Origin of the sequence: Acinetobacter sp. 22512 (assembly GCF_052044755.1) — a bacterium.
Classification (GTDB): Bacteria; Pseudomonadota; Gammaproteobacteria; order Pseudomonadales; family Moraxellaceae; genus Acinetobacter; species Acinetobacter pittii.
The window spans coordinates 218,575-234,038 of record NZ_JBQENP010000004.1; the positions used below are offsets into that span (position 1 = coordinate 218,575).

Sequence of the window (15,464 nt, forward strand, 5' to 3'; positions counted from 1 at the left end):
AGCGACTTTTTATAAATTACCAGAAAGTTTCAACCTCACCAAAAGCTTGTAAAGCTTTTGCTGAGCGCTTTTGTAATTGTGGCTGTTTGGCTTTGACCCAACCTAAGGCAAACCAGAAAGACGGATCTTGTTCAACCACATTGTTAAAAATACCTTCTGCAATAAACAAATCGTTATATTGACCTAGGGTATTTTGCACAGGTTGTAGCTGTTTTAAATATTGCTGTACTTTTTTATTTGGATAAAGACTCGAAATAAACTCAACACAATAACGTAACTGCTTAGCTTGCTTTCTTATTTTGTGTTGTTCAGTCACTTCAAGCTCAGAGAAGTGTTCAGCATTACTAATCACTTTATGATGTAACTTATCTAAACTCTTTTTAATGTATTTTTTTAATCCACCTGTTTTGCTGTCTGAATCTTCTTCTGAATAAGCAAATGCTAATAAATCGAGTAATAGCTTAATCGTGTCCGCAGAGGTAAAGATTGTTGAGAGTTCTTTTGAGGGCTGGGCTGAAACTGGTAGTAAAAGTTCAGGTGAACCGTGTTGTTGAATAATAGGTAACACTTCGGTGCGAATCGCATCTTCATCACGAGTGTCTCCAAGTTTACGGAAAAGCTCAGCAATTTGTTCTTCCCAAACAAGATTTAGCTCGCTTGACCAACCTGCAAAATGCTTAAAGGCACTACGTAAACGACGTAAGCTTACACGTGCCTGATGGATATGCTCAGCTTCCGCAACCCCATCGGCAATGACAGCCATATTTGGTAAGAATTGCCCTAAACAGTTTTCGACAATCTTTTTTAGAGCCTGTTCAGCAGTAATATCTTTATTTAATGTCAAAGTTTTAGCATGAACAGCAGGTGAGGCAGCTTGCCCTAGTGCTAATAAGTTGCCACGTTCGGCTTTACTTCTTACATCAAGCCAAAGTGAATAACGATTAATCCATTGCTGCGCAAATTGAATAAGCGTTTTCACTGCACCCTGCTTGAGTTCAAATTCGACTTCGCAAATTACACTTTGTGCATCCGCTGTTTTTACGACACCATCATCTAAGCAAACTTCAATCGCTGTATTATCTGCTTTAAACACATGGTAGGTGCGCTGTACATCAGTCTCAAACTGCAAACTTAGTTTTTCAGCTTCTGTTCCTAAAGCCGCATTAAGTAAATCAGTTACCACTTTATTATCTTGATATAACTCAAGGTTTAAGTCAGGTTCTTGATCACAAACGCCTAAATAAGTTTCTTCTTCAACACGGTGGAGATGGCTTTGACCTGCGGCTTTAAATGTTTGTACCCATTGATCATCTTCTTTACGTAAACGTAAGGCCATACCATTTTTTGCAAGTAATCGATCAGGAGTGTCGTAATACTTTGCCTGTAAGTGAATGTTCTTTGCTTTATGTTTTTTTAAGTATTGCTGGACAGTTTTTTTCTTCGATTCAGGTAACTGAAACTTTAGTTCGACTTCGATCATAATATATCTCCCTGAATCAGGTATTTAGACTATCTTGAATAAGTATAATAGCTTAGCTCTAAAAATAATGGTTTTGATAGAGAAAGTTACAATCAAACATATGACGCTACACTTTTATTTAGGTGTACAATCAGGTGACGTTTTGATCAAATAAAAATCAGGAAGATGATCGTGAATGCACCAATAAACTTTAGCCATGAAGCTCAGCCAGAGTTTGAATTGCCGATTAAAAACTATCAGGAATTTTATCGTTTTTATTTAACTGAACACCGTAACATCATGAGCAGACGTTTGCATGTGGTGGGCAGTAGCATTGGTCTATACTTTTTTTCAAAAGCAGTCCGTAAGAAACAAGCCAAATATGTACTCTATGGTTTGGTAGCGGGTTATGCAAATGCTTGGGTTGGGCATTTTGTGTTTGAAAAAAATAAGCCTGCCAGTTTTAAACAACCTTTCTATAGCTTTATTTCTGATTGGCGAATGCTATCTGACGTTGCGACTGGTCGATTAAGTTTGATTGACCGTAAGCACGATAAAATTCCGAGCTAATATTTATTTCTATTCTAAATATACCGATTGGTACTGATAAGCCTATATCAATCGGTACTTATGATGACTTATAAATCCGTTATACTAGCGAAGTTTTTAAAAAGCGAGAGTAGAGTATGCGCGGTTTATATCTCATTACCAATGATGACCCAATCCAATTATTATTAGAAAAATTAGACGCCGCGCTCGTAACTCATCAAATCGCAATTTTACAGTACCGCCGTAAAAAAGTAGACAAAGCCGACCAGCCTGCTGAAGTTGAACAGATCAAACAATTATGTGAAAAATATCAGGTTCCTTTTGTCATTAATGATGACCTAAAACTGGCTGCTCAGTTTGGTTTAGGTGTGCATTTAGGTCAAAGTGATGGTGAAATCACCGATGCAAAATCGCAGTTACCAGAAGGTGTCATTATTGGCCGTACTTGCTTAAACTCATTAGAACTTGCCCAAAAAGCAATTGCCGATGGCGCAACTTATGTTGCCTTTGGTGCGGTTTATGCAACTGCCACTAAACCGGAAGCTGGCAATGTAGGTATAGAAGTGATTAAGCAAGCAGCAGCTCAATATGATTTACCTATTTGTGCAATTGGTGGTTTGACTGTCGAAAATTCAAAACCTGTGATTGAGGCCGGAGCTGACCTCTGTGCAGTCATTAGTGATATATTAGGTCGATCAACTGCTGAAATTCCTGCCCGTGTACAGGCGTGGGCAAAATTATTTTCTTAAGCTTTCAAAATTATTTTTTAGATATTTAAGACGAGCATTTCCATGAGTTTATCTCCAAAGCAAGAACAGTTATTTAAACAAGCCAGCAAACACATTCCAGGTGGTGTTAACTCTCCGGTACGTGCCTTTAATGGCGTTGGAGGAACACCGGTTTTCATCGAGAAAGCAAAAGGTGCTTATTTGTGGGATGTGGATGGTAAGCGTTATGTTGACTATGTTGGTTCTTGGGGACCAATGATTTTAGGTCATGCTCATCCTGAGATTATTAAGGCTGTACAAACAGCAGCAGAAGATGGCTTAAGTTTTGGCGCACCAACAGTACACGAAACAACACTGGCAGATATTATCTGTGAAATCATGCCATCCATTGAATTGGTGCGTATGACTAACTCGGGTACAGAAGCGACCATGACGGCTATTCGTTTAGCGCGTGGTTATACTGGCCGTGACAAAATTGTGAAGTTTGAAGGTTGTTACCATGGCCACTCTGACTCACTTTTAGTAAAAGCAGGTTCGGGCTTACTTACTTTAGGTGAGGGTGAACCGACTTCGAAAGGTGTTCCTGTTGATTTTGCTAAACACACTTTAACACTACCTTACAACGATATTGCAGCATTAAAAGAATGCTTTGCTAAGTTCGGCCATGAAATTGCGGGCGTTATTATTGAACCAGTCGCGGGCAACATGAATATGGTGAAACCAATTGACGGTTTCTTACAAGCCATTCGTGATATTTGTGATGAATATAAATCTGTATTCATTATTGATGAAGTGATGACAGGTTTCCGTGTTGCTTTAGGTGGTGCGCAATCGGTTTATAACGTTAAACCTGATTTAACGACTTTAGGTAAAATTATTGGTGCAGGTCTACCAGTTGGTGCATTTGGTGGTAAGCGTGAAATCATGGAATGTATCGCACCTTTGGGCGGTGTATACCAAGCAGGTACATTATCTGGTAACCCACTTGCTATGCGTGCTGGTATTGAGATGTTTAAACATTTACGCCAACCTGACTTTTACAGCAAATTATCTGCTCAACTTGAAAAGTTACTTGCAGGCTTACAAGCTGCAGCTGATGAAGCCGGGATTCCATTTAAGACTCAGCAAGCTGGCGCAATGTTCGGTCTTTACTTTACTGACCAAGAAGACATTACAAGCTTTGACTCAATGTTGGCATGTGATATTGAAGCTTTCAAAAAGTTCTTCCATGGCATGTTAAAGCGTGGGGTAAACTTGGCACCTTCAGCATTTGAAGCAGGCTTTATTTCATCTGCACATTCTGATGAAGATATTGAATTTACGATTCAGGCTGCAAAAGAAACATTCGCTGAAATGAAGTAAGCAAAAAAGCCCGTGTTAAACGGGCTTTTTAATTTGAGCTATTTTTATATTTGTAGAGAACAATGTTTTATCCCTTTCCTCGAAAAATCCAATTAGCTGCAAGTACTTCAAATTGGTCAATAGAGTCAGTGCAAAGTATTTTGCTCATGGTTGGGCTCAATGAGCTTAAACTACGACCAGGTTGGTCTGAGCAACCATTGGCGAACCATTTGGAACTGTTGAGTAAGCGTGCTCAATCACTCGAAATTCCAATTATTTTTATTGAGACATCTCAGCTTCAACAAACCATGTTGGAGCTTGGTCAGCGTTTGTCATCAAATACTAAAGCCCAAGTTATGATGGCAGGTGATTTGTCGCCTCTGTTTAAACAAGTCATGCAGCTTGTTTTATCGATTACAGATCAGGTCAGTGTTGTAAATGATGCGATCTTGGCGGCTAATCTAGAGCAGCATATCCAATGGGTTGAAAAGATCAGTTTTGACCATATAAAACATTTAAATACGCAGAGCTTAATGCGGTTATGGTCTTTAAGTACGCCGTCCTCTTATATCTTGTCAGATAAAGGAATTTTATTGGCAATTGCTGAGCAGGTGGGGCGACATCCTATGGAGATCCATCCTGAAATTGATTTAAGAAACTACGGACTAGATCAGTCTGCTGTGAATTATTTGGTCGATCTATGGCGTGCAAATGGTGCGAGCTTAAGTGCTGAAGAGATAATGCAAGCACCGACATTGCAACATATTATGCAGTTATTGAAGCCTTGACTGACTATAGACCTCAAGTGATCCATAATATTTGCAAATTCTGCTGTTAATTTACCCGAACGGCATTGTAATTCGGACGTAAGCTTTTTATTATTGCCCGCTTGTTTTTCATCTTACCTTGGGAATACAACTTTGAGTGATTTTCTAAGTGAACATCTGATCTATCGTGATGATGATTTTATGGTGATTCATAAACCTTCGGACATCTTAAGTGTTCCTGGTAAGGGTGATTTACATGATAGTGTTTTGACAAGGTTGGTTGCGATTGAACCTAAAACTTTGCTCATTCATCGTCTAGACCGAGATACTTCAGGTATTTTAGTATTTGGTTTATCGAAGCGCGGTCAAAGTGCAATTGCACGTCAATTTCAAGATCGTCAGACTTCAAAAATATATGAAGCGCTTGTCGCAGGTCATTTAGAAGGTGAGGGGACTGTAGATATTCCTGTCATCTATGACCCAAGCCGACCACCTTTACATATTGTCGACGCTTCTCACAATAAGCCTGCTTTAACACATTGGCAGGCCATAGAACATTTTCAGATTCAGGGACAGCCTGTAACTCGTGTGAAATTAACACCAATTACGGGCCGATCTCATCAACTCCGTGTACACATGCAATATCTTGGGCATCCAATTGTAGGTGACACGCTGTATGCAACACCGGAGCAGCAACTTGTTCCGCGTTTATGTTTGCATGCCAAACAGTTAAGTTTTAATCATCCTGTCACAGCAGAAACATTAACTTTTGACTGTCCTGTACCGTTTTAATGTAAAAATTTTAATGCGTGATTTTTTGTAGCAAAGCGATTTAATTGGTTTTTGCTTCAAAATTTTGCTTTAAAGACTACATAAAAAGATGCAAAAATAAGCTAATTTGCATCGTACAATATGTAGTGCGAACTTGAGAGAAAGGTGGAAAAATTGCAGCAGTATGCTATTGGTCAACGTTGGCTATCAGACACAGAAACTGAGCTCGGTTTAGGTGTTCTTATTGATGTAGATGAAAGATCTGTCAGCATTTTATTCCCCAAAAGTGATGAGACACGTGTCTATGCGCGTAACAATGCTCCACTATCTCGTATCATCTTCAATACGAATGATGAAGTTCAAGATCAAGAAGGCCAGAAGTGGATCGTTGAGTCTGTTGAAGATCGTCATGGCGTTTTGCGTTACAACGTTGTTCGTACTTTAGAAAATGGCGAGCAAGAGCGTAAAGCACTCAATGAAACACGTATTGGTGCGCAAATTCAATTATCTAAACCTTTAGACCGTTTGCTTGCAAGTCAAGTTGACTATAAAGAGTGGTATGACCTGCGTATTGAAGCGATGTTGATGCAAGCACAAATGCAGACCAGTCCTCTACGTGGGATGGTCGGTGCACGTGTTGGCCTGATTCCTCATCAGCTTTATATCGCACATGAAGTTGGTAAACGTTTTGCTCCTCGTGTTTTACTTGCCGATGAAGTTGGTTTAGGTAAAACAATTGAAGCTGGTTTAATTATCCACCAACAGCTTAAAACTGGTCGTTCAGAACGTATTCTGATTTTAGTCCCTGATTCTCTTCAGTATCAGTGGATGATTGAAATGCGTCGCCGTTTTAACTTGCAATTCTCTCTGTTTGATTTAACGCGTACCGCATCTATTAAAGAACATGATCCAGAGCTTAACCCGTTCTTGACTGAGCAATGCATTATTGCCAGCGTTGACTTAATGGTTGACCATGATGATTTGCGTGAGCAAGCCATAGAAGCTGGTTTTGATTTGCTCGTAGTCGATGAAGCACATCATTTGATGTGGAGCGAAGAAGAAGGCGGTAATGATCGTTACGATTTAATTGAAGAGCTCGCTGAAAATACAGCAGGGGTACTATTACTCACTGCAACACCTGAACAATTAGGTGTAGAAAGTCATTTCGCTCGCTTACGTTTACTTGATCCACAGCGTTTTAGTAGTTTAGAACGCTTTTTAGATGAAGAGACCCAATATCAGCAAACTGCAAAAATTGCTGAAGTACTCATGTCTGATCAAGCTTTAACGCCAGAGCATTTATCTGCTTTAGAAGGTTTGTTAGGTCACACTATTGAAGACCAGCCTGATCAACGCTTTAGAGCAATTCACGAATTATTAGACCGTCACGGTACTGGACGTATTTTATTCCGTAATACACGTGAAGCCATTCAGGGCTTCCCAGGGCGTGATTGTCAGCCAGCACCATTACCAGCACCAGAAGATTGGTCAAAAGATGGCAAACTGCGTGAGCAGATGTGGCCTGAAGAAGCACAAATTGATGGTTCATGGATGCAAAATGATCCGCGTGTGCCATGGTTAATGGAAATTTTACGCAAAGATCTTAAGCATAAAAAAGTGCTTTTAATTGCGCGTAGCGGACCAGTGGTTGAGTCTTTAGAAAATGTATTGCGTTTGCATGCAGGTATTCGTACTGCAATGTTCCATGAAGGCATGAGCTTACTAGAACGTGACCAAGCTGCTGCTTATTTTGCTGAAGAAAGCTATGGCGCTCAGATTCTATTGTGTTCGGAAATTGGTTCGGAAGGCCGTAATTTCCAATTCGCTAGTGATCTAATTTTATTTGATCTACCAGCTAACCCAGATGTTTTAGAGCAACGTATTGGACGTCTAGACCGTATTGGTCAAGAAAACCGTATCCAAATTCATGTGCCATACCTTGTGGGAACAGCTCAAGAGCGTATGTTCCGTTGGTATAACGAAGCACTGAATATTTTCAGCAATATTTCTCCGACAGCGCAAACGCTGCAAGAGAATTTTATTGTTGAATTAAAAGACTGCTTACTTGCAGACCAAGGTCAAACATTTGAAGATTTGCTTGAAGAGGTGAATGTTCAACGTCAAGCCTTAGAAGCTGAACTTCAAGCTGGCCGAGATCGTTTACTTGAATATAATTCATGTCGTCCTATTGTGGCACAAGAAATTGTTCAAGCTCTTGAAGATTATGACGACAATACAACGCTACCAATGTTTGTGAAGCGTTTCATGTCATCAACCAATATCGATTTTGATGAGCAAAGTAATGGTACGGTGATTATTAAACCAACCGACCAAATGCAAGTGCAAGGTTTGGCTTTAGACGAAGAAGGTATGACAGCAACTTTCTATCGCGATCAAGCTCAGCTTCGTGAAGATGCTCAATATTTAACTTTAGAGCATCCATTCATTGAAAGTGTTATGGAAATGATCCGTACGCAATCATTTGGTAGTACCAATGTTGCTGTACTTAAATCTAATGCATTAAAGCAGGGCTCAGTATTAATTGAAGTCTGGTTTAAAGTAGATGTTATTGCACCTAAATCTTTGAACTTGCCATCAAGCTTGCCGAAACAGCTTATCCGTGTATTGTTAAGTGAAAATGGTCAGGATTTATCTGAAAAAATTGATCCGACAATTTTAAAACCATATTTACATCACTTAGATGGCAATAGCTGCCGCCAAGTAGTTAAAGCTCGTCGTGATATCATTGAGCAGCGCTATAAACAAGCGTTAGAAATTGCGAAAGTTGATTTACCGCAGCTTCAGCAACAAGCAAAAGAGCATTATGGCAATAAATGGCAATATGAAATTGACCGTTTAACTTATCTAAAACAGTTCAACCCAAGTATTCGTCAAGACGAAATTGAACGTTTACAGAAACTGCAAAAAGAAGGCTTGAGCTTACTTGATGGTTTAACTGTTACACCAGAAGCAATTCAAGTGTTAGTTGTGGTTAAACCGTAACTTACTCAAAATGAAAAAAGCGCCGAGAGGGCGCTTTTTTTATATATCGATTTTGAATTAGATAAGACCAGCGTCTTTTAATTCTAACTTTAAATAAGCATAAAAAATTGGAGCTGCGATTAAACCGCCTAAGCCAAAAATTGACTCAAATACTAGCATTGCTAATAAAATCTCCCATGCATTTGCATTGATTTTATGCCCAATAATTTTAGCATTAATAAAATATTCAAGTTTATGAACCAGAACGAGATAAAATAATGCTGCTCCTGCTAGTCCTAGGGAAATGGTAAGAGCTGCAATAAACGTTAAAGTGTTTGAAAGTAGATTTCCTAAAATTGGAATGAGACCAAACATAAAGGTCAAAATAGTTAAAGTTTTGGCAAAAGGAAGGTGAACTCCCCAAAGCGGCAATAAAATAAAGGCGAATAAAATAAAGAGCAGCGTGTTAATCGCTGAAATTTTTATTTGGGCAAAAACAACATTTTTAAATGAAATTGATAATTTTTGAATACGTTGGATAAGCAGTGACTTAAAAACAGGCTGAGGCGTACGGCGATGAAAACCATGTATCGCCACCAAAATACCAATAATTAATCCCATGACCATGGTCACGAAGTTATGCAAAATATCGGAACTGGTGTTTTTTAGGGTGGTGACGTTATCTTTCATAAATGCAAAGATTTCGTCTTTTAGATCTGTCACGCTATCAGGAATATAACCTGGAAGATATTTTGTGATCTCTGCTTGCAAATGAAGGAGGGTTTGATCAACCTTGCTATTAATACTATGTAATCCGACGCCTTTTAGATCGTATACAACAAAACTAATCAGACTCGTTATGAAAAAACCAATAAGTGAGATGGTGACGATACTGAGTAAAATACTAATAAAAATACGGGCTCTTTGGCCATCAATATAACGTTCTACAACCGAACTTAAACTAATAATAATTTCATAAATGAGAAAGCCTGCAAAAAAACTTGCTAATAGATGTAATGGGATAACCGAAAGCAAAAAGATGCCCATTAGAATGTAGCTTGCAATCAGACTTTGACGATTATTCAAATTTTGCATGTGGATCCCTGAGATCGTTGGGAATATAGGAGAAAGAGCAAACGGAATGATTATTTATACTCTGGCAAGCTATTCGCTTCAATCAGTGAATTATATTTTTATTGGAAAATAGAGGAGTTAGATGTAAAAATGGCCTGTTCATCAACAAGCCATTCATTAGATCATTTTAGCGAATTTTTGCTTCATCTAAATGACGTGCACCTTCTAAAATCATCCGAATCATAATCATGGTTTGTTCAGCAACTTCTGCACGTTGATTGATCGGCAAATCAATCACTTTGGCGCCCATGTGAAACACAAGTTGAGTAATTGCTTTAGCAACAAGGTCTGGGTGATACAGGTGATTGTTATTTAAGCGTTCAAGACGAATTAAATCTTCTTGTAGCTCTTGCTGAAAAAAGTTGAGCTGGCGGTCTACGGCAGCCTTATAAGAAGCAGAACCTGTAAAACTTTCACGTAGTAATAAACTTAAATTACCTTCATCGGCATCGAGTTGTTGAAGGAAAATATCGACAGAACTACGAATAATACTTTCTTGTAAAGAAGCACGTAGGCGAGCCTGACGGATAATTTTACGTAAAACGATACCTGCGCGGTCAATTAGAGAAATTGCTAATTCATCAATATCTTTAAAATGTCGATAGAAACTATTTGGCGCAATTCCTGCTTCTCGAGCTACTTCTCGTAAACTCAATGAAGCAATACTTTTTTGCGGACCAATGAGGTTTAAAGCGGCCTGAAAAAGTTCTTCTTTAGTAATTGTCGCTTTTCTTCCAACAGAACGCGTAGCTGTTTTAATTTCAATGACATCTTGTTGTTGAGGTGTGTCATTCAGGTTCTGAGAAAGTGAAGATTGGGTCATGCTGTTCAATATATTTGTAAACTCTCAGGATTATAGCCTTAGAAGCTGAACTTGTGAAATTGTAATTAAAAGTACGGGTGTATATACAAATATATATACATGTGTATAATAATTAAAAAAGAGCGACAGAGCCTTCAGTTATGCAAGCAATCGAAAAGAGAAATTCTCTATTCAATTCATTGACACAAGCCATCTTTGATAAAGAAATGGCTAATTTCTGGCTACAAAAAGTTAATCCTTTATGGTCTGTAAAACATGGCCTTGTTCAAATTGTAAAAAAAGAATTTGTCGCTCACGACATGGTGAGCCTAACGCTAAAATGCAACCGCCTAGTAAAAATGGGCGTTGCAGGCCAGCATCATCCTGTGATTGTTGAAATTGCTGGTCGTCGCTATGAACGTACTTATAGTTTGACGCAAATAGATGCGCAGCACTTACGTTTAACCGTAAAAAAAGTTGCTGATGGTATCGTGAGTAACTGGTTTATTTCTGAAAGCCAAATCGGTGATATTTTTGAGCTTGGTCAACCTTATGGTGACATGCAACAAAACATCAAAACACCGAATTTAATTATGTTGGCTGCGGGTAGTGGTATTACCCCAATGTTGAGCCTAATTACTGCGATTAAACAAAGTCAGCAGTTAGATAAAGTTCAGGTACAACTTTTATATTGGGTGAAACAACGTTCAGATGCGGCTTTTGTTGAATACTTTGAAAAAGTTGCACAGCAATATCCGAACTTTAATTATCAGGTTTTCTATACACAAGAAACCCCAAATGATGAGCGTTTAAATACAGAGCATTTAGCATTAGTTGATGATGTAGAAAACAGCACAATTTATGCGTGTGGACCTTCTGGCTTTGTGGCGACAGTTGAGCAACTTTTTGAAAAATCTCCAGCCGTTTTAACAGAGGCCTTTAGCTTAACAAATGAAAGCTCTGCTGATGATATTGGTTATGTGAATGTCACATTAACCCAGTCTAATAAGGTAATTGCAATTCCTAAAGGCCAGTCAATTCTGGTTAGCCTTGAACATGAAGGCCTTAAACCAACTCATGGTTGCCGTATGGGAATTTGTAATAAATGTGTTTGTAATAAATCACAAGGTTCAACACGTAATTTACTTAACGGTAGTGAAAACACTGAACCAAGCCAATTACTCAAAATTTGTGTGAACTCAGCACAATCCGATCTAGTTATTGATCTTTAAGAGAGAACTCTTATGAATATGCCAGTGAAAGTCGAATATTTTAAAAATCCTAAAAATCGAGATTTGACTCCAGCAGAACTTGATGCATTTGCAAAAGAGCTCGATCAGATCAAGCAAGAAGTATTGGATGATTTGGGTGAGAAAGACGCTAAATATATCCGCCGTGTTTATGCTGCAATTCGTTATAGTAGCTTTTTAGGTCGTGCATGTTTGTTTGCAGGTTGGTTCCCACCAGCATGGATTTTAGGAACAGGTCTGTTAGGCTTCTCTAAAATTATGGAAAACATGGAACTCGGTCATAACGTGATGCACGGTCAATATGACTGGATGAACGATCCTAAATTTAATGGTCAAACTTACGAGTGGGATACTGTCGGTACTTCTGATAACTGGCGCCAAACTCATAACTATAAACATCACACCTATACCAACATTAAAGGTATTGATGATGACATCGGTTACGGTTTACTTCGTTTATTCCCAGAGCAACGCTGGAAGCCGGGTTTCTTACTTCAACCTGTTTATAGCATCCCATTCTGTTTATTGTTCCAATGGGGCGTAGCTATTCAGAATCTTGAAATTGGACGTGTCCTTTATAAACGTAAGAGCATGGCAAAATTCTTGGAAGAGTTAAAACCTGTTAATAAAAAGATTGGAAAACAACTTTTTAAAGACTATGTTTTCTTCCCTTTAATTGCAGGTCCAGCAGCTTTACCTGTATTCACTGGTAATTTGGTTGCAAATGGTCTTCGTAATATCTGGACATTTACGATTATTTTTTGTGGTCATTTCACAAAAGATGCGGAAGTATTTCCAAAGTCTGTTTTACAAGAAGAAAGCCGTGGTCACTGGTATATGCGCCAGATTCGTGGCTCTTCTAACTTGAAAGGTTCAGAAGCATTACATATTTTAAGCGGACATTTGAGCCATCAGATTGAGCACCATTTATTCCCTGATATCCCAGCGCGTCGTTATCGCCAAATGGCTCCAAAAGTTGAAGCTGTATGTAAAAAATATGGTCTAAATTATAACAATGCAAGTCTGGCTAAACAGTTTGGACAAGTGGTAGGCCGTATATTTAAATACGCTTTACCTTTTAAAAAATAAGTCAAAAAAAGCCCTGAACTAATCAGGGCTTTTTTTTAGAGAAACAAATTATTTAAACTGAATTGAACCGTTTGCATTCACAGTAATTTTAGACTCACCAGCTGCCATGTCTTGAGCTGGTGCAGCTTCGGCCATAGCAAATTTAGCCATGCTGGCACGCATTACAGGTTGTGGGAAATAGTTATTCGTGTTCAGGTTTAGAGTGACCAAACTATATTGGTTTTTATTCCAAGCTTGGGTCAACATTTGAGCACGTTGTTGGAAGTTTTTAGATGCTTCTACCATTAACTCATTTTCAACTTTTTTACGTTGTTCATCAGAAACCGTAAAGTTAATTGATTGAGTTTGGAAGTTTTGCTGTAATTCGTTTACTAACTGGCTAGCAGCTTTAAAGTCTTTACTTTCAAGACGGATTTCAGCGCGGCCACGCCATTCTTTTAACTTATTGCTATCGTTATCGTAAATTGGATAAGTGCTTTGAGCACCAGTTTCCACTTTTACTTGTGGATATTTACGAGAAACATTAAGTGCCTGATTCATCAGTTGATTAATTTGGTTTGAAAGCTCGGCTGGTTGTTTGTTACTTTTTTCAATATATAAAGTTGCATGCATTTCATCATTAGAAACTTGGCGAGAAGCTTCCGCTTGTACATTTACAATATTGTAGTTCAAAGCATTATCATCCTGAGCAAAAACTAAAGGGCTAAGGAGAGAACCTAAAAGAAGGGTGGATACGGCTAAAGTACGCATAAATTTTTCCTTTAAAAATTAATATAAATTTAATTTTTTTCATTAGGAAATGTTAAACATAACTTATGCATAACTTTTGCAGATTTTGTGGCGTATTTGTAATATTCAGATCAGGTTTTTTTAAATTTTGGTAAATATAAAGTCTTTAAAAATTAAAAGCTTAAAATTAAAGTGTTTCAATGTAACTTAAAAAATCAAAGTAATATAAAAAAAGAATATTTTCTTTAGGTTGTCACATAGTATGATGATAATTCATCATAACTATTGGGATGATACATTTTTTCAATAAGATTAGATGAGTAAAGTACATAAAAGACGTTTTTTTTCTTGTAAAATTAGGTATCATCGCGCTCCTAGTTACAAGATATAAAATAAGTGTCTTTACTAGTTCTATAAAGCACCGAGTCAAAGGACCAATCGTCACCAGACTTATTTCTTTCTACCCCTATCAGAGATGGTAATCCGATATGAGCGTTACTTCCGTTAACCCTGCCACTAATGCTACTAACGAATATTATTTGACTCGCCAAAGTCAAATGGAATCAAATGTTCGTAGCTATCCACGTAAATTACCGTTAGCGATAGCGAAAGCACAAGGATGCTGGGTTACTGATGTTGAAGGTACACAGTACCTTGATTGTTTAGCTGGGGCAGGTACATTGGCTTTAGGTCATAATCATCCTGCGGTGATTCAAAGTATTCAAGATACATTGGCAAGTGGTTTGCCATTGCATACTTTAGACTTAACCACACCTTTAAAAGATGCATTCACTGAAGCATTGTTAGCATATTTACCTGGTGGTAAAGAAGAATATTGCTTGCAGTTCTGTGGTCCTGCAGGTGCAGACGCAACTGAAGCAGCAATCAAACTTGCTAAGACTTACACTGGCCGTAGCTCAGTGATCAGTTTCTCAGGCGGTTATCATGGTATGACCCATGGTGCGCTTGCTATGACTGGTAACTTAAGTGCAAAAAATGCAGTTAACGGTTTAATGCCAGGCGTACAATTCATGCCATATCCGCATGAATACCGCTGCCCACTTGGTTTAGGTGGTGAAGCTGGTGTTGACGCTTTAACTTACTACTTTGAAAACTTTATTGAAGATGTAGAAAGCGGTGTAACAAAACCGGCTGCTGTTATTCTTGAAGCGATTCAAGGTGAAGGCGGCGTAGTTACAGCTCCAGTAAAATGGTTGCAAAAAATCCGTGAAGTGACTGAAAAGCACAACATCGTTTTAATTTTAGACGAAGTTCAAGCTGGCTTTGCACGTTCAGGCAAAATGTTTGCATTTGAACATGCAGGTATTGAACCTGATGTTGTTGTAATGTCTAAAGCAGTAGGTGGTGGTTTACCACTTGCAGTATTAGGTATTAAACGTAAATTTGATGCTTGGCAGCCTGCTGGTCACACGGGTACTTTCCGTGGTAACCAACTTGCTATGGGTACTGGTCTTGTCGTATTAAAAACGATTAGCGAACAAAATCTTGCTCAAAATGCGCAAGAGCGTGGTGACTTCTTACAAGCTGAATTTAAAAAATTAGCTCAAGAATTCCCATGTATCGGTAACGTACGTGGTCGCGGTTTAATGATCGGTGTTGAGATCGTTGACGAGCGTAAACCAGCTGATCGTATTGGTTCGCATCCTGCTGACTCACAATTAGCTGCTGCAATTCAAACTGCTTGTTTCAACAATAAATTATTGCTTGAAAAAGGTGGTCGTAACGGTACGGTAATTCGTTTACTTTGCCCGCTTATCATCACTCAAGACGAGTGTGTTGAAGTAGTTGCTCGCTTTAAGAAAGCAATTGCAGAAGCATTGGTTGCAGTACGAGGCGCATAAG

At 38.5% G+C, this 15,464-nt stretch carries 13 protein-coding genes; 9 read left to right on the forward strand and 4 right to left on the reverse strand.

Annotation, left to right across the window (positions count from 1 at the left end):
- Positions 1–16 precede the first annotated feature (16 nt).
- Positions 17–1,480: a CYTH and CHAD domain-containing protein gene (locus ACTJJG_RS06710; RefSeq protein ID WP_372552534.1), complete on the reverse strand. Its 1,464-nt coding sequence runs from the start codon at positions 1,478–1,480 to the stop codon at positions 17–19.
- A 165-nt stretch (positions 1,481–1,645) separates the two neighbouring features.
- Here ACTJJG_RS06710 and ACTJJG_RS06715 point away from each other — a divergent pair, with 165 nt between their 5' ends.
- The 6 genes from ACTJJG_RS06715 (at position 1,646) to rapA (ending at position 8,618) form a co-directional block, all read left to right on the forward strand.
- Positions 1,646–2,029, forward strand: a complete 384-nt coding sequence (locus ACTJJG_RS06715) for a DUF962 domain-containing protein (RefSeq protein WP_075383512.1) — start codon at positions 1,646–1,648, stop codon at positions 2,027–2,029.
- A gap of 116 nt (positions 2,030–2,145) precedes the next feature.
- Entirely contained in the window at positions 2,146–2,757 is a 612-nt protein-coding gene (gene thiE / locus ACTJJG_RS06720) for a thiamine phosphate synthase (protein WP_372552533.1), read from the forward strand.
- Between the two features lie 42 nt (positions 2,758–2,799).
- Complete coding sequence (hemL, locus tag ACTJJG_RS06725) at positions 2,800–4,098, forward strand: glutamate-1-semialdehyde 2,1-aminomutase (RefSeq protein ID WP_016146072.1); 1,299 nt, start codon at positions 2,800–2,802, stop codon at positions 4,096–4,098.
- Positions 4,099–4,160: 62 nt separating this feature from the next.
- Positions 4,161–4,865 carry an isochorismatase gene (locus tag ACTJJG_RS06730; protein WP_032055259.1) on the forward strand — a complete coding sequence of 235 codons (705 nt, stop codon included), beginning with the start codon at positions 4,161–4,163 and terminating at the stop codon, positions 4,863–4,865.
- A 132-nt stretch (positions 4,866–4,997) separates the two neighbouring features.
- The gene (locus ACTJJG_RS06735) at positions 4,998–5,636 is read left to right on the forward strand and encodes an RluA family pseudouridine synthase (protein WP_005307342.1); all 639 of its coding nucleotides are present in this window, start codon (positions 4,998–5,000) and stop codon (positions 5,634–5,636) included.
- A 144-nt stretch (positions 5,637–5,780) separates the two neighbouring features.
- Positions 5,781–8,618 carry an RNA polymerase-associated protein RapA gene (rapA, locus tag ACTJJG_RS06740; protein WP_032055262.1) on the forward strand — a complete coding sequence of 946 codons (2,838 nt, stop codon included), beginning with the start codon at positions 5,781–5,783 and terminating at the stop codon, positions 8,616–8,618.
- A gap of 57 nt (positions 8,619–8,675) precedes the next feature.
- On the opposite strand, the gene ACTJJG_RS06745 is transcribed toward rapA, so the two are convergent.
- The gene (locus ACTJJG_RS06745; protein WP_032055263.1) at positions 8,676–9,692 is read right to left on the reverse strand and encodes an AI-2E family transporter; all 1,017 of its coding nucleotides are present in this window, start codon (positions 9,690–9,692) and stop codon (positions 8,676–8,678) included.
- Positions 9,693–9,858: 166 nt separating this feature from the next.
- On the reverse strand, positions 9,859–10,554 hold the full coding sequence (gene fabR / locus ACTJJG_RS06750) for an HTH-type transcriptional repressor FabR (RefSeq protein WP_002118668.1): 696 nt from the start codon (positions 10,552–10,554) through the stop codon (positions 9,859–9,861).
- A gap of 140 nt (positions 10,555–10,694) precedes the next feature.
- Here fabR and ACTJJG_RS06755 point away from each other — a divergent pair, with 140 nt between their 5' ends.
- A complete protein-coding gene (locus ACTJJG_RS06755) occupies positions 10,695–11,765 on the forward strand; it encodes a ferredoxin reductase (protein ID WP_032055266.1) in 1,071 nt (356 codons plus the stop codon).
- 12 nt (positions 11,766–11,777) lie between these two features.
- Positions 11,778–12,872, forward strand: coding sequence for a fatty acid desaturase family protein (locus tag ACTJJG_RS06760; protein WP_002118415.1), 1,095 nt, complete (start codon positions 11,778–11,780; stop codon positions 12,870–12,872).
- Positions 12,873–12,920: 48 nt separating this feature from the next.
- On the opposite strand, the gene ACTJJG_RS06765 is transcribed toward ACTJJG_RS06760, so the two are convergent.
- Complete coding sequence (locus ACTJJG_RS06765; protein WP_014207320.1) at positions 12,921–13,622, reverse strand: SIMPL domain-containing protein; 702 nt, start codon at positions 13,620–13,622, stop codon at positions 12,921–12,923.
- A 467-nt stretch (positions 13,623–14,089) separates the two neighbouring features.
- Here ACTJJG_RS06765 and ACTJJG_RS06770 point away from each other — a divergent pair, with 467 nt between their 5' ends.
- Positions 14,090–15,463 (forward strand): diaminobutyrate--2-oxoglutarate transaminase, encoded by a 1,374-nt coding sequence (locus ACTJJG_RS06770; protein WP_002118718.1) that lies wholly within the window; start codon positions 14,090–14,092, stop codon positions 15,461–15,463.
- The last annotated feature ends 1 nt before the right edge of the window (position 15,464 follow it).